19 protein-coding genes are annotated in these 19673 nt (G+C 47.0%); 5 read left to right on the forward strand and 14 right to left on the reverse strand.

From position 1 onward, the window contains the following. Positions 1-18 precede the first annotated feature (18 nt). Both F4X88_07675 and F4X88_07680 read left to right on the forward strand, forming a co-directional pair. Entirely contained in the window at positions 19-735 is a 717-nt protein-coding gene (locus F4X88_07675; protein ID MYA56157.1) for a phytanoyl-CoA dioxygenase family protein, read from the forward strand. Further along, positions 671-1645: an amidohydrolase gene (locus F4X88_07680; GenBank protein ID MYA56158.1), complete on the forward strand. Its 975-nt coding sequence runs from the start codon at positions 671-673 to the stop codon at positions 1643-1645. The genes F4X88_07675 and F4X88_07680 overlap by 65 nt, the downstream gene beginning before the upstream one ends. Before the next feature lie 36 nt (positions 1646-1681). On the opposite strand, the gene F4X88_07685 is transcribed toward F4X88_07680, so the two are convergent. The 7 genes from F4X88_07685 to F4X88_07715 form a co-directional block, all read right to left on the reverse strand. Beyond that, positions 1682-2056: a YraN family protein gene (locus F4X88_07685; GenBank protein MYA56159.1), complete on the reverse strand. Its 375-nt coding sequence runs from the start codon at positions 2054-2056 to the stop codon at positions 1682-1684. A 116-nt stretch (positions 2057-2172) separates the two neighbouring features. After that, positions 2173-2799 carry a ribonuclease HII gene (locus F4X88_07690; GenBank protein MYA56160.1) on the reverse strand — a complete coding sequence of 209 codons (627 nt, stop codon included), beginning with the start codon at positions 2797-2799 and terminating at the stop codon, positions 2173-2175. Next, entirely contained in the window at positions 2777-3121 is a 345-nt protein-coding gene (locus tag F4X88_07695) for a 50S ribosomal protein L19 (protein ID MYA56161.1), read from the reverse strand. The genes F4X88_07690 and F4X88_07695 overlap by 23 nt, the downstream gene beginning before the upstream one ends. A gap of 93 nt (positions 3122-3214) precedes the next feature. Next, positions 3215-3943, reverse strand: coding sequence for a tRNA (guanosine(37)-N1)-methyltransferase TrmD (trmD, locus tag F4X88_07700; GenBank protein ID MYA56162.1), 729 nt, complete (start codon positions 3941-3943; stop codon positions 3215-3217). A gap of 171 nt (positions 3944-4114) precedes the next feature. After that, complete coding sequence (locus F4X88_07705; protein ID MYA56163.1) at positions 4115-4366, reverse strand: KH domain-containing protein; 252 nt, start codon at positions 4364-4366, stop codon at positions 4115-4117. A gap of 50 nt (positions 4367-4416) precedes the next feature. Next, complete coding sequence (gene rpsP, locus F4X88_07710) at positions 4417-4833, reverse strand: 30S ribosomal protein S16 (GenBank protein MYA56164.1); 417 nt, start codon at positions 4831-4833, stop codon at positions 4417-4419. Between the two features lie 58 nt (positions 4834-4891). Beyond that, entirely contained in the window at positions 4892-6289 is a 1398-nt protein-coding gene (locus F4X88_07715) for a signal recognition particle protein (protein ID MYA56165.1), read from the reverse strand. A 306-nt stretch (positions 6290-6595) separates the two neighbouring features. On the opposite strand from F4X88_07715, the gene F4X88_07720 reads away from it, so the two are divergent. The 3 genes from F4X88_07720 to F4X88_07730 all read left to right on the forward strand — a co-directional run bounded on the left by F4X88_07720 (position 6596) and on the right by F4X88_07730 (position 10291). Further along, on the forward strand, positions 6596-7687 hold the full coding sequence (locus F4X88_07720) for a right-handed parallel beta-helix repeat-containing protein (protein ID MYA56166.1): 1092 nt from the start codon (positions 6596-6598) through the stop codon (positions 7685-7687). A 14-nt stretch (positions 7688-7701) separates the two neighbouring features. After that, the gene (locus F4X88_07725; protein MYA56167.1) at positions 7702-8625 is read left to right on the forward strand and encodes a hypothetical protein; all 924 of its coding nucleotides are present in this window, start codon (positions 7702-7704) and stop codon (positions 8623-8625) included. A gap of 217 nt (positions 8626-8842) precedes the next feature. Further along, positions 8843-10291: a sulfatase-like hydrolase/transferase gene (locus F4X88_07730; GenBank protein MYA56168.1), complete on the forward strand. Its 1449-nt coding sequence runs from the start codon at positions 8843-8845 to the stop codon at positions 10289-10291. Positions 10292-10369: 78 nt separating this feature from the next. Here the strand turns inward: F4X88_07730 and F4X88_07735 are convergent, their stop codons facing one another. The 7 genes from F4X88_07735 to F4X88_07765 form a co-directional block, all read right to left on the reverse strand. Then, positions 10370-11542, reverse strand: a complete 1173-nt coding sequence (locus F4X88_07735) for an ABC transporter substrate-binding protein (protein MYA56169.1) — start codon at positions 11540-11542, stop codon at positions 10370-10372. Between the two features lie 37 nt (positions 11543-11579). Further along, positions 11580-13982: a DEAD/DEAH box helicase gene (locus F4X88_07740; GenBank protein ID MYA56170.1), complete on the reverse strand. Its 2403-nt coding sequence runs from the start codon at positions 13980-13982 to the stop codon at positions 11580-11582. 38 nt (positions 13983-14020) lie between these two features. Further along, positions 14021-14275 (reverse strand): type II toxin-antitoxin system RelE/ParE family toxin, encoded by a 255-nt coding sequence (locus F4X88_07745; protein ID MYA56171.1) that lies wholly within the window; start codon positions 14273-14275, stop codon positions 14021-14023. Then, on the reverse strand, positions 14263-14964 hold the full coding sequence (locus F4X88_07750; GenBank protein MYA56172.1) for a hypothetical protein: 702 nt from the start codon (positions 14962-14964) through the stop codon (positions 14263-14265). The genes F4X88_07745 and F4X88_07750 overlap by 13 nt, the downstream gene beginning before the upstream one ends. 100 nt (positions 14965-15064) lie before the next feature. Next, positions 15065-16036, reverse strand: a complete 972-nt coding sequence (locus F4X88_07755; GenBank protein ID MYA56173.1) for a hypothetical protein — start codon at positions 16034-16036, stop codon at positions 15065-15067. Positions 16037-16052: 16 nt separating this feature from the next. Then, positions 16053-17639: a DUF3696 domain-containing protein gene (locus F4X88_07760; protein ID MYA56174.1), complete on the reverse strand. Its 1587-nt coding sequence runs from the start codon at positions 17637-17639 to the stop codon at positions 16053-16055. 319 nt (positions 17640-17958) lie between these two features. After that, positions 17959-19647 (reverse strand): site-specific DNA-methyltransferase, encoded by a 1689-nt coding sequence (locus F4X88_07765; protein MYA56175.1) that lies wholly within the window; start codon positions 19645-19647, stop codon positions 17959-17961. Between the last annotated feature and the right edge of the window lie 26 nt (positions 19648-19673).

Genomic DNA, 19673 nt, shown 5'->3' on the forward strand with positions numbered 1-19673 from the left:
TGTAAAGAGAGGAAAATCATGATTCTACCAACACCTGAACAGAAAGCACAGTGGGAAGAGGAAGGGTATCTCGTCTTTGAAAACGCAATTCAAGGGGAGGACCTCAAGCGACTCCAAACCGCTTTCGATTACTGGGCAGACGCGTGCAAAGAAGAGTGGCTGGATAGAGTTGAAGCGGGGGAATCCGTCGCGACCTTCTATGACATCCCAAATCCGCTTGAAAAGGATCCGGTTTTCATCGACATTATCGACTATCCAAGCTACTACGGTGCCTTGATGGCATTTACCGACCACGACCTCATCCTCTTAGGACCTCAGGTGCGGACGGTAGCACCGTGGCCCGTGAGCTACACCGGATGGCATCCCGATGTGGGACATGACAATCCACTCCACATCAAGGTCCAAATTTACGTCAACGATGTCGAACAGGGAGGTGGGGAATTCGGCTTTGTGCCGGGCAGCCATAAACCCGATGCTGGTCCCTACACGCGCCCGATGCGGCAAGAAAGCATGCCGGGACACAAAGCTTTCCCCGGTAAAGCAGGCACAGCGATCATGTTCAATTCGTGTGGATGGCACGTTTCCATGGACAATCACTCCGATGTGCCGCGTAAATCCATTATCCTGATCTACGAAAAACGAACACCAGGACGTGTCGGACCGGAACAGTATGCCTCTATCTCGGAGCACTGCCAGACCCCGGAACGTCGTAAATTGTTCAGTTTGGACGGGTAATCAAAGGGGGATACCTATGCCACGCATTGACGCGCATCTGCACGTATTCACAAAAGCCTCCGCCGAGTTTCCACGGGAGATATCAGACGTTTGGCCCGCAGAACGGGAAGAGCCTGTCGAAAAACTGTTAGATGAAATGGAGAAACACCGGATCGATCAGGCAGTTCTTGTCCAGATGGCGGGCGCGAGCACAGCGAACCATCGTTACTTACTGCACTGTCTCAAAGCGTATCCAAACCGATTTTTAGGGATTGGATTGGTTCCAGACGGACATCCAAATCCTGCCGACCACATGGCGGAACTCACAGATAACACTGGGATTATCGGATTCCGATTTTCCACATTCGGGGGACCGCGTGATATTTTTGCGAAGATGGATGTCCGCGAGTTCGCGGCGTATCCTATCTGGAAGTGCGCTGCCGAACGCGATTATGTCTTGTGGCTCTATCCGAACGCGATTAATGCACACCTCCTGCCATACCTGATACAAGAATTTCCACAGGTCCGGGTTGTGCTCAATCATCTTGCCGTGTGCCCAGGAAAAGGCAAATTCAGTTGGGATGAATATGGAAGACCTCAGATACAGGTGACGGGTTACAACCTGACCATGCACACCACCTATCGACTTGCACGCTATGAAAATGTGAATGTGCATCTCTCCGGTCAATACGCCTTTAGCACGGAAGAATTCCCTTATAAAGATTTGGCGGGATGGCACCGAGGGCTTTTGACTGGCTTTGGGGCAAAACGGTTGATGTGGGCAACCGATTTTCCATGGATATTGGAAGAACCGGGGTATGGGAAACTTACCACCGTGATAGAAGAATTACTACCGGATCTATCTGAAGCGGAACTGGCAGACATTATGGGAGGGAACGCGAAACGGATTCTAAGGTTTCCCGATCTGTAGGCATTGAACTTCATAAGACATCGTTGCGAATTCGGTTCAGGCTTGAAATTCAAACGCGCTCTCAATTTGCTCGAGATTTAACACCTTAAGCTGCGGGGATAAGTGAATTGCGATAACATCGAAACGGCACGGTGCGTCCAAGAGGTTTCGGGATTGTAGGTATGCCAAAGCGACCTTAGAAATTTGTTTCTGTTTTTGCCAAGTTACGGCCGCTTGAGGCACCCCAAATTTGAGGCTCCGCCGCGTTTTCACTTCCACGAAAACGGTGAATTCACCATCCCGCACGATGATATCTATTTCACCGCGGCGTGCGCGATAATTCTGTGCCAGGATTTTACACCCACGCGCTTTGAGATGCTTCACTGCCAACGCCTCACCCATTTTTGCGATGTCCACGCGCGAACGATCCATTTTTTAATTTTACCTTATTTATCGTAGATTATAGAATTACTTAGACATTACGGATGAGAACTTACCCCTTATCGGGGGTGAATTAGAGGGTTCTATCTTGGGGTTCGGTAAACGGTTCAAGCGTCTGGAAGGAGTTTAAAGGTGCGACGATGAATTTCGGACGTGCCAAACTGGGCAATCGCTTGTCGATGTTGGGAGGTGGGATACCCTTTATGCCGCGAGAATCCGTAGTTGGGGTAGATCGGATCCAATTCAGCCATCAGTCGGTCTCGAGTGACTTTGGCGATAATAGAGGCTGCCGCAATAGAATAACTTTTGCTATCACCTTTGGGAATTGCTTCACCGACAATTCCTGCTTCAGGTAAATTCGAGCCGTCAACGAGCACGTAATCCGGGGCAGGTGTCAGTTTTTCAACGGCTTCTCGCATCGCTAACAGCGTCGCCTGAAGAATATTCAAACGATCAATAACCCGATGATCGGCGGCACCGATACCTACGGATACAGCAACGTCGTGGATTTCGTCAAATAGGTAGTCACGTTGCTTCGGAGACAACTGTTTTGAATCTCGCAAACCTCTAATGCCGCAATTGATCGGTAAAATGACTGCAGCGGCAATGACGGGACCTGCCAAAGCTCCTCGACCTGCCTCGTCAATGCCAGCAATCTGTTTGTAGCCGTTTTGTTGGCACGCAAACTCAAAAACGTTCATCTCCATCAGGTTATCTTCTACGCTCTTTGACACGGGCAGCTCTTCCGGTCCGATCGCGTAAGTAATACAACTTCGCGCGGCGAACAGCGCCGTATCGAACTACTTGAATGCTTTCAATATTAGGAGAATGGAGCGGAAAGGTTCTTTCACTTCCAGCACCAAATGCGACACGCCTAACCGTAAAGGTCTCCTTCAATCCACCATGGTTGCGACGGATGACAGTGCCTTCGTATGCCTGAATGCGTTCCTTCTGTCCTTCACGGATACGTGTATTCACCTTGACAACATCCCCAGGACCAAAATTAGGGATATCGCTCTTCATATATTGATTTTCAACAGATTCAATTAAATTCATCTCTTATGCCTCCTTATGTAATAGATATAAGTGCTGATATATATTTATGCAGATATACAAGGCACTGAAAGACCCAATACGCAATTCCTCGGTTTATTCCATCAATCCCGCCGCTCTGAGAATCGCGATATCCTCTTCGCTCAGTTCCAACCGCTGCAGTAGGTCGGGTCGGCACGCTGCGGTCCGTTTGAGTGCCTCCGCATACCGCCATTTCTCAATATTCTTATGATGTCCACTCAAAAGCACGTCAGGCACAGTGAGATCCGCGAACGTAGCGGGACGCGTATAGTGCGGATGGTCGAGTAAGTCATGGCTGAACGAATCGACATGTGCGGATTCATAATCGCCCAAGGCTCCCGGAAGGACCCGCCCGATCGCATCAATCAAAACGAGCGCAGCAATTTCTCCACCGCTCAACACATAGTCGCCAATAGAAATCTCAGTCGTTACCAATCGGTGTCGCACGCGTTCATCAACGCCCTTGTAGCGCCCACACAAAAGAATGAGATGTTTTTCCAAGGAAAGCGATTCCACAACGGCTTGGGTCAAGGGGGTCCCTTGCGGTGTCAAATAGACAACGTTCGCATTCATTTCCGGGTTCAACGTCGTGAGTGCTGCGAAAATAGGTTCCGGTTTAAGAATCATTCCCGCGCCGCCGCCATAAGGATAATCATCAACCGACTTATGTTTATCGGTTGCCCACTCTCGTAGGTTATGGAGATTGACAGCGAGTTTATCGGCGTCCTGAACACGCGTGAGGATACCCGTGTTCAACGCTGGCGCGAGTATCTCTGGAAACAGGGCAAGAACATCAATTCGCATTTCTATTGGTTTTCGGTTATCGGTTTTCAGTTATCGGTTAAGACTTAGTGGACGTTACAGTAGACTTTCCTGCCACACGTCCCTCTTTAACTGAAAACTGAAAGGATTTTTTATGGCGTAAAAAATCCGACTGACAGCCGACCACCCTTCTGCTGACTGCTATTCTTCAATCTACTCATCTGATTTCGGATATTCAATCAGTTCAAGAATAACCTTTTTGTTGGCTTGCAACCCCGCGGTATAGAGCACACTTCTGATGGCTTTAAGCGTTCGCCCATATCTACCGATAATCTTCCCCAGATCTTCCTCTGTGACAGTCAACTCAACGATAACGACCGTTTCGCCAGTTACTTCACGAACCACTACCTGGTCGGGATAATCGACGAGAGATTTTACGATGTATTCAATCAAATCTTTGAACATAGTTGACTTTCGGATTTCAGAGGAGTTTTCAGTTATCAGTTAACTGAAAACTATTCTTCTTCGGACGCCGGTGTTTCTGCGTCGGGTGTTGCTTCATCGGACGAGGTGTCGGTTTCAGATGTTGCGTCCTGCGTTTCGGTAGGTTCGACGTCCTCCGTTTCTGTGCTTTCTTCGACGCCTTCACTCCCTGGCATCGGTTTCCCCAATTTCTCGTACTCGAATTTCATCAAAATCCCGTTTTGAGTGAGGAGTCGCTTTGCGGTATCAGAAGGTTGTGCGCCCCGTCGTAACCACTTTAAGGCTTTCTCTTCATCAATGAAAACATCTGCGGGGTCGGTCATAGGATTGTAATGACCGAGGCGTTCCAAAAACACACCGTCCCTTTGGGCGCGTGCGTCTGCCGCCACCAGCCGATAAAAAGGACGTTTTTTTCTACCGTGTCGTTGTAATCTAATTCTAACTGCCAAAAAATACCTCCTTGGTATTTATGCTGCTTACATAGCAGGCGCCCCTTCTGGAGTCGCCCTATCGTGATTTGCGGCGTCTCCGTTTTCGAGGTTTCCTGGATGTCTTCCGTTTCAACCCCGGTAGCGCTCCCACCTTCCGTCCCATCTGTGGCATCGCCATCGCCGCCTGCTGGTTCAGCATACGATTCATCATCTGCAACTGCGAAACCAGCATGTTTATTTGATTTACTGTTGTTCCACTGCCTTTGGAAATGCGAAGTTTTCGACTTCTATCCAAGAGTCGAGGATTCTTACGCTCCTCAAGCGTCATTGAATGGATGATCGCTTTCGCCGTTCGCAAATGGCTTTCATCGGGTGTAAGGTTTTGAACAGGCAACTGATTCTTAAAGGGCATCAGATCCATCAATTGATCCAAGGGTCCCATATTTTTAAGTTGCTCCAGTTGCGTGAGAAAATCGTCAAAATCTAAACCTTTGTTCTCTGTAAGTTTACGTTCAAGTTCCTTTGCCTGGTCTTCGCTGAAAACATCTTCTGCTCTCTCAAGCAAAGTTTGGAAATCGCCTTCTCCGAGGATCCGAGAAGACATCCGTTCGGGATGGAATTCCTCTAACGCTGTGGCTTCAATTTTTTCACCGACACTGATGAGCTTAATCGGTTTCTGCGTGACATGCCGAATAGAGAGTGCAGCCCCGCCACGTGCATCGCCATCCATTTTCGTAAGGATAACGCCATCAATCTCCAAATCAGTGTTGAAATTCTCGGCGACATTCACGGCATCCTGACCCGTCATTGCATCAACGATCAGCAGGATCTCTGTCGGTTCCACGCGTTCTTTAATCTGCTGAAGTTCACCCATTAACGTCTCATCAACGTGCAGCCGTCCAGCAGTATCAATAATAACGCAGTTATGCCCATGTGCTAAGGCTTCCTTGACAGATGCCTCAGCGATGTCAACAGGAGAGACCTCTGTTCCCATTGAGAACACGGGTGTCTCTGTCTGTTCACCGAGAATTTGCAACTGCTTAATAGCAGCCGGTCGATATACATCTGCGGCAACAAGTAAGGGTTTACGTCCCTCTTTGCGAAACCTGAGTGCTAACTTCGCAGCGACAGTCGTCTTCCCCGCGCCTTGCAATCCGGCAAGCATCACCACGGTGGGTCCCCCCGGTGCGATGCGAATTTTCTCCGCCTTTTCACCCATCAATTGGGTGAGTTCTTCGCCAATAATTCGAGCGATTTGCAGTTCCGGTGTCAGACTCCCGAGTACTTCTTGACCGAGGGCACGCACCTTAATCCGCTCTATGAACTCACGTGTGACCTTATAGTTGACATCGGCCTCAAGAAACGCCCGACGCACTTCACGCAGCGTATCAGAGATATTGTTCTCTGTTAACTTTCCCTGTCCCTTGAGTCTTTTGAAAGTGCTTTGTAACCTATCACTCAAACTTTCAAACATTGTCCATACGTCCTTTTTTGTAGGCGTGAGATGTGCTTTTGGGTTCCGTGCTCGGTACTAAAATGCATAATTATAGATGCCATTCCCTAAAACGCCCCAAATATTCTATGGCATCCATATAAGTTCTGAGGTCTCAATCCGTGTAACGACAATATAATATCTAATTATACAATTATAGCAAATTTTACGCCCGATGTCAAACTTTTTTTTCCCAGAGCCATTCAATTCTCCTATAGGAAGGATCTCCGATTTCCGATACTTGTTTCATCCTTGATCTAAACACATGTCTATGCTAAAATTATAGTCATGAAAATAGCAACTCTCACACAGCAACATCAGAAATTCTCGTGCTGCACCCTCCTCATCCCCCTTATCTGTGCTTTAACTGCGCTCTATTGCGGATGCCAAGGTGAAACCTTCAATCTCGATGTAGGTGGCACTTCAGAGATCATAGAGAAATCGGGTGAACTGACAGAAAATGAGGTTTGGGACGGACGCATCTATATTACCGACACCCTCATTGTCCCCGAAGGTATCACGTTGACGATCCGATCAGGCACTATTGTCGGTTTTGAACCGATAGATACACCAAGCCACATCGTCGTGCGCGGTGAACTCTATGCCGAAGGATCACCAGAGCGGATGGTTGTCTTCGGTTCCTTGGGAAGGATGCGCGAAGATCAGCACGCCCCATCCGAAATAGACGCACACGTGTCACCACTGACATCAGACTTCGGGACAATGGGCATGGAAGAGAATATCAGCACCGACACTCAGGTAACTTTAACTGCCGATCCGCCAAAGGCAGGAGATTGGGGCGGAATTCAGATCGAAGCCGAAAGCCCGAATAGCCGACTCACATATTGCCGTATCCAACATGCAACCGCTGGCATCACAGCCCGGACGGATGCCGTTCAAATCGAGAGATGCTTGTTCAGTGAAAACAAAACAGGGGTCCTCTCCGAAAATACCAGCCCGACTATTACCAGCAACGAATTTAATAGGAACGGCACAGGCACACAATTCCGAGGCGGCGCGTCCCCGGATGTAGAATACAACGAGTTCACGGCTAACAATTACGGAATTATATGCGAAGATGACGCTCGACCGCGTATCCAGTATAATATTCTCCGTGCGAATTATGAGAACGCCATCGTCTGCTATTCCACTGCATCCCCAGAGATCGTCTCCAATAACATCACGTTGAATGTCGGTTGGGCAGTCTACGACGGGGGTCGGCTCCGGGACAACTTCATCCAAGGTAATAAACAGATTGGCCCGAATATCACCGAGCTCGGCACGGGAACCCAAAGCGATCAGTTTTACGGTGTAGACGAAGCCTACGAACCCAGAAATTCTCCGGTAACAGAAGCAGGCGTGCCACGCGAAAATTTCTAATCGAAAGTCGATAGATGAACCGTTTCAAAGCCTATCTCGACCTCATCCGCTATCCGCTTTTCGCGATTCCGATTGTCGCAACACTGCCCGGCGCGCTTATCGCCAGTGACGGGCACTTCACACGACGCGTCGCGGCAGCACTCTTGGTTGCGCTCTGCGGCTACTTCGCCGGAATGATAAAAAATGACTACTTCCACCATGAAACAGATAAACACACGAATCCAGAACGTCCCCTTCCATCACAGCGGCTGACCCCGCGTCAGGCGATTGTCCCGGCGAGTATTATCTACGGGTTATGTGTGATTGGCGGTTTCTGGCTCAATATCAAAGCCGGTCTGCTGGTGATGGGTTTGGTCGCAATCTCGCATCTCTACAACGCCATTTTTAAAGGGAAAGGTATCTTAGGAAGTCTCACACTGCCGCTCGGAATTGGACTCCTGAGCGTCTTCGGCGCATTAGCAGTGAACGGCACTGTGCCGCGGTTGGTATGGTATGCCTTCGCGGCAACAACGCTTTACGATTTAGGCACGCATATTACCACCACCTTCAAAGACATCTCGCGCGATAAAGAACTCGGCATCGTAACGACTCCGATCCAACTTGGCATCCGTCCAGCACTCCTACTCTCGGCGGTTGCCACGGTTCTCGCTTTTACCATCGCCTTTTTGCCGTATTGGTTGGAACCCGATCTCCACAAATCCTATATTGTTTGGGTAATCTTAGGTGTCATCGCCACGGTTGGCACGCGTATTTCACTGTATCTCCAACCGAACGAGGAAAATGGCTACTTCGCGCTGAAAGGCTCCATGATCGGCTCAATCCTTTTCTTTCCGTGTCTCATCGGTGCACTCGTCCCTATCGCGGTTTCTGCTGCGGTTATTGTGCCGTTGCTGTTGGTGACGCTATTTTTGCTAAGAACAACGCGCCAAGAGGTTTAAATCATAGATTATATCTGTAAAGTTCACTTTGATAACGGGCGAGGAGACCTCGCCCCTACGATACGTCCTATTGAAATTATGAGATGGCTTGTGAATAATATGCGTTATGCGGATTATTCAAATAGAAATGGTACAACTTTATTACCAAAAGGTTAGACCAAATCACAAACCGATGATTGCGTAATGGGCAATCATAGCGAGGTTAATAGTTAAAAATATGAAAAATATTGTTTTACTGATTACCGATACCTTTCGGTATGACAATCTCGGTGAACGGGCGCGTCGTCCGATTCGCACGCCACTGCTCGATAAATTTGAGGCAGAACGCGCAACGGCTATCGACAAATTCTATATGAGCAGCTTCCCGACAGTGCCACACCGCACAGATATTATGACGGGAACAGTCGGGTGGCCCCACTACCCGTGGCAGCCCATCGATCTGAGCGGACGGAACATTACATCACAACTCCTGAGCGATCAGGGATACGCAACGCAGCTCATCTGTGATACGCCGCACCTGTTCAACGTCCGGTTCCAACACTGTTTCGATGCGGCTTTTCAGCACCGTGGACAGGAAGGAGACAAACCGCTTCTACATCATAACGACGAGATAAAAATCGTTATGCCGAATGAGAAGACACGCCCCCACCCGTCATATAGAGGACACACGCTCCCGAACACCCACCGCTGGACGAACCGCTATTACCAATACGAATCGGAGACGTTTTCCGGGAGGACCTCTGAAACCACAATTCGATGGCTGGAAGAGAACCACCGCTCAGGTCCCTTCTTCCTCTGGGTAGACTTCTTTGATCCGCACGAACCGTGGGATCCTCCCGAATATCTCGTCAAACGATACGATCCTGATTACACCGGTCCACCGATGCTACATCCGAATTACGGTCTGTCGTCGCTCTTTACGGATGCCGAACTGCACAACCTCTGGGCACACTACGCAGGTGAAGCAGAACTCATTGATCGACACATCGGACGGGTGCTGCAGAAAGTGGAAGACTTGGAGTTATGGGACGATACCCTGGTCGTTGTCATGTCGGACCACGGTATGTCTATCGGCGAACACAGTAGAACGGGCAAATCCAATATTGATCCAGAGGATGAACGCTATTGGCCGACGTATCCGGAAATTAATCATGAGATGTTCCTGATTGCGGGTGGCGATGTCCCGAGCGGACAACGCCTCGACCTCATCGCACAGCCGATGGATATTATGCCGACACTCTGTGAATTGGCTGGGGTTACCTTGGATCCACCGACACCGTTTGAGGGCCGCTCTTTTGCACAGGCGCTCCGTAACGGCGATACACAGCATAGAGAATATGCCGTGACGGGTTGCCATATCGCGGCGCGTGACGAGACTGTGCCACGTCGAGCGACAGTGCCATTCCTCGTTACTGATCGCTGGGGATACGCACCCGTTGGTGAATACGGTAGACCGGAACTGTTCGACCTACCCGCTGATCCGATAGCCGAGAACAATATCGCTGCGGATAATATGGAACTCGTCCAAGAGTTGCATGACATGTTTATGGCGCATCTCACGGAGCATAACGCCCCTGAAAAGTTCCTTGATCTCTGGAAAGAAGAACCCTCTGGGGATGGACGCGGCAAATGGTCGATCGACTATCCGGACGATTCAGATGAATAAGAAATTCACAAGTCAGAATTGAAAAAGAGGCTTTAGGTTACGCTTACCTAAAGCCTCTCTGCATATTGAAACACATACCTACTCAAACACCTCAAACTCACCATCTTTGACAATCAAGACAATAGGATCGTAGACCGCGTCTCCAACAGCATTAAAAGAGAACGGACCGAGAATCGTGTCAAAATCACGAATTTCCGCGAGTGCTGCCGCAATCGCCTCTGGATCTGTTGATTGGGCATCCTCTATCGCTTTTGCAAGGACATAAACAGCAGTGTAATATTGCGCTGCCCAAATACTCGGTTCTATTCCATATTTTGCGATGTAGTTTTGAACAAAGGCTTGATTGCCGGGTGTGTCTTCAGTGCTATCCCAACTCGTAAAAGTGATCGTTCCCTCGGCAGCATCTTGCGCGGCTTTCACCGAATTACTGGATAGAGTGAGATTGACAATGAACGGAATATCAAAAGGTATCCCAAGTTCGCGACCTTGAATCAGAATGTTGGAAATGTCTGCGACTGTAGACGAGATAAAGATGGCATCCGGATCCGATGTCTTGATACGCGTGAATTGCGCAGAAAAGTCAGTCTCTTCGGTTTGGAAACTTTCTGTTGTTAGAATCTCAACACCGTTATCAGTGAGCGCGTTTCTCAACGCCTCATCGCTAACCTGAGAAAAAAGATCAACCTCATCAAATAGCGTAGCCACCCGTTGGTATCCGAGTTTCTCTTGCGTCACTCGAACACCGTTAGGAATAAGCACATCTGTGGTGAGATTGGTACGGAAAACAAAATCGCTAATTGCACTCAAGCCAGAGGCGGCTGAGGAAGGACTCATCGCTACAATTTGATTCTGGTGCGCGATTGGAAAAGCCTCCTGTACCTGACTTGAGGATCCCGGACCGAGGATGACAGGAACCTTGTCTTGATGAATCAGTTTGTTGAAGGCTTCAACAGCACCCTCCACGCTACTCCGATCGTCCTCTGTAATGAGTCTGATCTTCACACTGCTGTGTTGTGAGGTGTTAATCTCTCCGACAGCAAGCTCAGTGCCATATCTTGACGATGGATGCGCCGAACTGAATCGTCCTGTAAGCGGATAGACAGCACCAATTAAAATCTCCTCACTAACGCTCTCCATCTGAGGCGTGGTAGGATGAACGATCTGCTGAATCCGTTCGCAACCGATAAAACTCGCAATTAGGACAATAAAAGCTAACACAAACGCGAATGCTATAATTTTTTTAATGTTCAAGTTGAGTTCCTCCGTTTTTCATGTAATTGGTTTCGCTTTAATCAAGATTTTGGGAGAGTTTGGTTTGGATGGCATTAAAATCAGGTCCTTTGGGCATAATGAACAAACACTGTCCGCCCCCACGTGCCTCCCACAACTCACCGATCTCACGTTTTTCTTTCGCATCGTCGGCGGACCAGAGATGAACGCCTTTGTACTCAACAACCAGATAGCGTCCATCGGTCAAGAAACATACAAAATCGGGATAAAACCTGTCGGTTGAAGTTTGGAGCCAGAAGGAACGCAGGGGTTTGCGTTCAAGATTCCGTACCCAAAATTTAACTTCACGTAACCTGTCAATGAACTGCGCACATTGGAATTCCTCACCATCTGACTTTAGATCGCCAACATGTTGATAGTAGTGCTTCTGGAATTGATAATGACCGGTATAACGGGTGTTATAGGGATAACTGTGCGGCTCAAAGGAGAAACAGTGGTCAGGTGAAACAACAACCGGAGTGGCACATTCGGGCAGAAGAAAGTTTTCATAGGTAGCCTGGTGCACGTTTTGGCGATGGTTATCAATTTTCTTCTCAGCGGCATCCTTCAGAGCATATTTATTGCGGATGAGGACCTCTATTGGAATGTTGCGCTCGTCAATAAGATACTTGACTAACCGTTGTAAAAATGGCAGAGATTCACGTTGTAAAATATCCAGATGTTTAATGGTCCTGTCAAGCCAGTTTGCGAGTTGTGCAGCATCCCAATTGTCATCGGGTGCGAGAAAAGACATCTGCTGATGAAGTTGACCCAAAAACCGTATTTCCACTCTTCCTTCTTGAGAGAGCCCAACTTCACCACGCTCACCTGTGTTAAATTCCGAAGGAAATTCTTCCTCAGAGAGTTCAGCATCGCATTCGGACAATTGCCACACGGTTTCTAAAAATCGTGATGCCTCAAAGTCAAGATACGTCTGGTCCCGCTTGACCATCAACTTTGGAATTTTAAAGACTTCACCGCGCGCAGCGGCGGTAGGTTCAGTATCAGGCTGTGTCGTGTCCTCAACAAACGGTAACTCACCTTGCTGCTCATTCGTAGGACGAATGAGTTCAGCGGCTGCCTGTTTCTCAAATCCGTTCTGAACGAGTCCATCGGTTAAGGCAGCTGCAGCGTCATAGAAGTTCTGGGACGCAACAAAGGCATAAGCACTGTTCAGCGATTCCCGTTTCTTTCGCTGTGCTTTCGGAAGACGCATAACCCTTCCTAATATCTGTTCAACAGCAGTAGCGGACCTCATTTCGGCAACAGAGCAGAGAACGTAGGCAAACGGACAATCCCATCCTTCCCGTAACGCTTGCACGGTGATGACATAGCGAATCTGACACTCTGGATCGTTGATGTCCACATCGTCAAGTCCTCTGTCCTCGCCTGTTGCACGCGCGATCTGGTCTTCAGGAATTGTGTGTTCCTCAAGTAGGCATTTCTCAACGACTTCAACCGTTAAAGTTTCTTGGTCTCTACGTCTTGGCTGCGCCTGAATCAGCATCACAGGACGGATGTATTCGCCTGTTTCTCGTCGTTCTTTTTCGGCATCTACTTCAAGGGCGTTACGTTGTGCAATAGCAGTCGCGAGCAGCCGTTTCCACTCAGGATCGGTTTCCAACTGAATCGGCATCTTAATCATATCTTCCGCTTGGAGTTCAGCGGCAGAAACGGTATAAAGGACATTGGAAGGGTTTTGTTCCGTATCAGGGGTCGCAGTGAATTCAATGATTGCAGAGGGGTTAAACCGAGCAAGTGTTTCAAAAGAGAGCTCGGTTCGGGCGTTGTGTGCCTCGTCAACGATAACGAGCGGACGTTTGACGCATAAAAGATTCGCGAGCGAATAAACAGGTTTACTATTTTCTCGCTCAATCCCTGAGAGTACCTCATCTGAAAGATGTGTGAAATGCCCCATTAACGCGCCGGAGGGTTCGTAAACCTTGCGACCATCGGTATCCTCAACACGGAACGCTTGCATCGTGGAAACGATAATCGTGGTCTTTGTATTGAGAATATGCGGGGATAGGTAGAGTGCCTCGCCGATGGTGAGAATCTCGACGTTATGCCTTGCGGACCTAAACGCGTCCCTATAGGGATGATCCGGATTTTTAAGGGCGTTGAGTGTCTGATCGCGGATGGCGTTTGAAGGAACAAGCCAAAGAACAATAGGACTCTCTGTCTTTAAGAGCTCAGATGCGGTGATACTGACAGCGTGGCATGCAACGAAAGTTTTGCCACCTCCTGTAGGGAGTCTGAGGCAGACATACGGCATACCGGGTAAACCATCAACGGAGGCGTAAGGTCGTTGGGTTAGGTCATAAAAAGCAGTGTTGGCGTTTTGTAGACGTAAGCAGTTTTGGTAATATTCTGTTAGGGTTTCAAGGGTGCGTTCTTGGTATTCTTTGAGAGGTAGGTGCATCTTTTCTGCTTTCCAATGTTAGAAAGATATTTACTTTTTTAATATACAGATGAACGATGCCGAATTCGGGAGACTTCAACTGTCAGCGTTCGTTTATCGTGAGTGTAGATCGCTCGATAGTCTCCGGAAGGCAACTTAAACTGTCCACTATATTTTCCTTTCAGTGCCTTATGAGGATAGTCATCACAATTTTCACAAAGGTGTCTAAGTTTTCTAAGAATTTGCCTCTGAATTTTGGCATCCAAACGCCGCAAATCCCGCCTGGCATTTGAGGTCAATATCAATTCATACATTTCAAGTCGATTCCTAATTCTTCGGCGACCTCCTCAAGTGTATACATTTTACCACCGGACCGGATATACTCCTCCTCGCGTTCTAACTCTTCAATGAATTCTGGACGCAACTCCAATCCATCGTCTGGGTCGTAATCATAATTTTCAAGAAACAGTTCCAATTCCAAGTAGCAAACGAAAAATTCGTAGAATTCAGTACGTAGACGATACGATATCTCAATACGGTCATCCGTTTCCATTAACTTAACGAGACGTTCCCGCGATACAAAAAATCGCCAATTTGCAAGTGTATGAACGAACCCCCGGAATTCATCAGGAGATAAAGCGGTAACTTTTATTTCTGGAACAGGATCACCGTGTACGGAGAGACCCATTCGCCGCGCTTCGCGTCCCAAAGGTGAACTTTTCCGCTGTGCCTCAACTGCTGAGATACGGTGATTCAGGTGTGCAAATGCATCGTTCTGCTCTATAATTCCAAGTATAACTTCTTCGTACTCCTCCAACTCCAAAGCAAGCACGTAGTAACCGTTAAAGAACTCCCGAAACTCTTCTTCAAGTTCGTCGTGAGGAGCATTCTTTGCAAGCAGTGCGATGAGTCGTTCACGGGATGTGAATATATCTTCGTTAACAATAGGCACGAGCCAATCTTTGAATTGTTCGAGGGGCATATCTGTAATATTAAGTGTCATTTTATTACTTCCAACGATTGTACATGTATAGTTTTTGCGAATTTTTATACATATCAGGAGTAATATGCATAATTTCTATACATATTGCCAGGATGTGCTATCAAAGGACTACGTTCCGTAAATCACGACATTCTTTCAAATGAGAACTTTCCGCCATATTCAGCGTAAAGAAGTTTCGCAAAAATTCATTGTCTTGATCAAAAAAATCAAACCCTCGTTCGATTCGGATAATAGCGTGTTGTGTCTCTAAATATCTTGCATGGAAGATTCGTCTGGGATCATTTTTTATCAAGAAATTTACCGGCCAAGGGAACCGTTGCTGTAACGGTGTTATGAGTTCTTGAACGATTCTACGGTGCTGTTCCTGAACCCGAATATATTGATCACTGCACGTAAATATCTCCACACTTCCGGCCCCCTGCTGAGATACAAAAAAACCGTGATCATACCAAAGAGATAGAATATATTCAATGCCCTCTCGGAAATCGTTCGTATTGTTTCCTCGCCCAATATATGGATCATAAAACCGAAGCCATTTGGTGAAACGGACCGAACGAATGATGATGTTTTCCACTTCTGATTCGGGAAGTGTGTCTATCGGCCCAATTTGGCTTTCGTAACGCTGGCGGTCTTTCTCAAAATCACTATCGCGATACTCGGATAACGGAACAATATCTTCGCTATATCTTTGATCAGACTCTAGTCTTTCTAGACTCTCGTTTCCAACAATTAAAGCATCGGCTTCAGTATCTGCTTTCAAGTTATATGCCAGATCTAAAAGGTTCATTGATGGAATATTACCTAACGAAAGATGACACGCAATAATCCGTCTTGTTCCCTTTTTCAGTAAGAGTTCCTCAACTAAAATACGCAACCTTCCCCGAGGTTTGCTTGGGAGAGCTTCGTACTGTCTGACAAGGGCATCTCGCAGTCTATTTCCCGAGTCAACAATCAGTAGTCCGTTTTTTTGGATACCCTTTAAGAAATCAACCGCCTGAATCATATAGAGTTCATTTTCGTCAAAGTACTCCACATCAAATGCAGAAGGATCAAGCACTGCACTGACAAGCATCTAAACACTCCTTCCACTATCTAAGTTCCCTGAGGCGTTCCGGGAAAAAACCGTCGGGCCATTCATCAATGAAATCACCTTCCTCATCAAGACGCAAACGTTCTGCTTTTGCCCCTTCAGGCCCACGGCTGACGTAGATAACCGAAACATCTTCTGGTTGGATGCGTTTTTCATAGACTAAGCGTTGCAGCCGTAAGATCAAATGCTCGCTGTGGGTTTCTACAATAAACTGATTGTGACGTGGTTCTTTAATAGCTTCAGCTAAGAGGTCTCCCAGGTCCGCCTGCAACCTCGGATGTACGTGAACTTCAGGCTGTTCAATAGAGATAATCTGTTTCTCTGAAACCAAGCTCTGGACAACAAAGGGAAGAAGTTGACTAATACCAAAACCTACATCTGGTAACGCTACATCTATGCCTTCTTTTCCTTTTCGACGCGTATCTACGAGCCTAACTTCAAAAAGGTCGCCTGAATCAGTTCCGACAGGCTTCACCTTGAGTTTATAGCCTATATCAAGTTGTTCTAACCATTGATTTGCTTCTTTAACAAGCTCAGGGCGTCGTAAGAGTAAATCAGGAAGCAAGTCTCCTCGGTAACCTACATCCTGTGGACTGGTTCCTGTAAAGATGTACCATCTTTCTGGAGGTCTCCGAAAAGGTCCCATTGGGAAAAGAGCTTCCAAAGTTTGTTCTAATGCACGACCTGCGACCATAGTCCACTGAGCAACATCAAATACTCTGTGGTCAAACCTCCCACGTAATACAGAACGGGGGTCTGCTGCCCTTCTAGGCTTCCTTTCACTAGAAATGGCTTCAAAAGGCAGGAAACCTTGCATACCTAAACCAGTGTCCATCTCGTGCTTGTGCATCTCGGAAATGTAAGTCTTCAAATCAAAGTTAGATGAGAAAAATTTGATGTATTCATCCAAGGAATCCACTGCTTCCTGAAGTCTGTCAGCATCTTCTCGAAGTGCTTCTTTAGAATATTGTTGATTTAAATCTGATTTTTCTTCCTCAAACCGGCTGAGTATCTCTTTCCTATTCTTTTTAACCCACTCAAACTCCGGTCTCCAGTATCTTGCAGCTTTTGTTAACCAAACACACTTTACTGCAGCTAATTTTGATGGCCGAGGACCACGCAAATTAATGTAAAACGAATGAAACAAAAAACCCAAGAATTCATCAGGTTCTACAGTGGCACCTGATGGTTGAAACTTAGCAATACATCTAGCAGGATTTCCGTAGTAAATTTTGATTTGATCTAAAAGGACTTCTTCTTCAAGTGAGGGTCTTTTAAAACTGAATTCAACAGATACTTGACGATCTATCTTGGTTTCCACACGAATTGAGAGTGTCCGCTTTAGCTCGTGATCGAAAAGTAACTCCTGGAAACTACCAAGATCGACGATACCATTTTCGGTCCGGGGAAGCAACAAAGCTCCTGTCTCGCGGCTTTCCCGCGTCTGCTTGAGCAGATTGAGTGCTTGCAGGATTGTGCTTTTTCCCGCACTGTTTTCGCCAAAGATGAGCGTTATCGGTGCAAAGGGGATGCGTGCACGCTCCCCGAATGCTTTGAAATTTTCTAATTCCAGTGCATGAAGCATAAGATTTGTCCTAATTGGAAACCTTTGTTTTTCAATATTTCTTGCGTAGGGCACAGACTAACAGTCTATGCTACAAAGTGGCAACTGAGATTAGTATACGAGATTTGAGCGGATTTGTCAACACCATTAACCACTCCCGACAGGGTCATTCAATTTTAAGGAATTACATGGTTTTATCTTTTAGCGAAATCTAGCGAAATGGTGCGAATATTTCCGCTTTGACCGGATTTATAACATAACATAACATACATTAATTATTAACAAATATAAAAATACTACATAAAAATACTACAATTGAATGACTCTGCCACTCCCAGTCCTACACAAGATTATACGGCATTTGGCGGAAGGTGATGCCCAACTGCTTTAGGGTGGCTTCGGTGAGTTGGGTGCCTCCGCAATGGATAATCTTGCTGCCCTCGTGCCGCGGTAAGCGATCTATGAGATCCTCAGTCAGAATGTCGTCACTGTTGAGTAGGTAGACCCCGACACCATCCGCGTTACCTAAAAAGGCGCGTTGGTGTCTTTCATCAGTATTACAAGCACCATACGACGGGCTATCCCCCTCTAAAAGGGACTGCGCAATGTCTACTGCCATTGGCATTCCTGTTTCCTTGAAAAAGAGGTACTGTGCCATCTCACTAAACAGAATGTCCTGTTTTTCCAAGAAGGTTTCGCCGACATGATAATAAGAAAAAGTTCCACCAATGCCGTACACATGTTGCAGCCTACCCCTCCTCTCAAAGGTGTACCCTTCGCTGACGCGTTCAAGGCGGACAGATGTAACCTCACGGGCTATTTTCGACTTCATCTCAACTAAAATGAAACGTCGATTACCTCGATCCTCACGGTTTTGTTCCAGAACAGCATGAGCTGTTGTACCACTACCTGCGAAGGAGTCAAGGATAACGTCATCTCCTTCTGTAGAAAGACTAACAAAGTCCTTCAAGAGTTGAATAGGTTTAGGATTGTCAAATACTTTCTCGCCAAATATTTCCTTTAATACAGTCGTCCCGTTTCCACTGCTATATTCAGGTTTGTAAAGCAGAGATTTTGGTTTTCTGGTTGGTAAATTGCCGAGGGCAGGTCTCTGTTTCTTGAATAGACTAATCCCAGAGTCTGTCCTCTCTACCATAAGGTTGTGAGACTCTGTAGTCACCTTCTGTTTTCCCCATCTCCAACTCATTTCCTGACCATCTGTCATCGGTAGAACTTCTTCATAATTTCTGGTTTCACAACCCTCTATGACTGTTAACTCATCTTCGGGACTAACAAATATTGGATAATATAAATTGGGTCTTTTAGCTCTTGGAGCATTTTGCCCAGTGGCTTTTAGACCGGCTCCTTTTTTATAATATCCATAATCATCTTCTAGCCACGAATCCAGTATTTCCTCTTCGTCCAATTCAAACTCACCAATTTGGGAATATTCTTTATTTTTTGCCCAACAGAGTGTATATTCATGGGTTCCAGCAAATCCGAATTCATCGTTGTTGCCTTTAAGATTCATTACAGTTGGCAAGCAGGCAATAAGGTTAACTTCACCAAAAATCTCGTTCATTAGCAATTGCAAGTGATGTAACTCATTATCATCAATTGAGATGAAGATAATCCCGTCCTCTCGAAGGAGTTGATGGAGGAGACAGAGGCGTGGATACATCATGCAGAGCCACTTATCATGTCGCGAGAGATCTGTGGCGAGTGCCCCTACCGTCTTTCCAAGCCACTTCTGAATGGTTGGGTCGTTAACGTTATCATTATAGACCCAACTTTCGTTACCTGTATTATAAGGCGGATCAATATAGATGCATTTGACTTTACCCGCGTAATAAGGGAGGAGTGCTTTGAGGGCGAGGAGGTTATCGCCTTCAATGAGGAGATTCCCAGTGCCGAGCGGTTCGTTTTCAGTCCCAAGGGAGCGATCAGGGTCGTGTGTCAAGGTGTGTATCGGGACTTCGTCATGGTGGTTGATGACGGCTTCTTTTCCGATCCAGTTGAGGGTTGGCATGTACGTTCTTTCTCCGAGTCTATGTT

It is taken from the genome of Candidatus Poribacteria bacterium, assembly GCA_009839745.1.
In the GTDB taxonomy this organism is placed as follows: domain Bacteria; phylum Poribacteria; class WGA-4E; order WGA-4E; family WGA-3G; genus WGA-3G.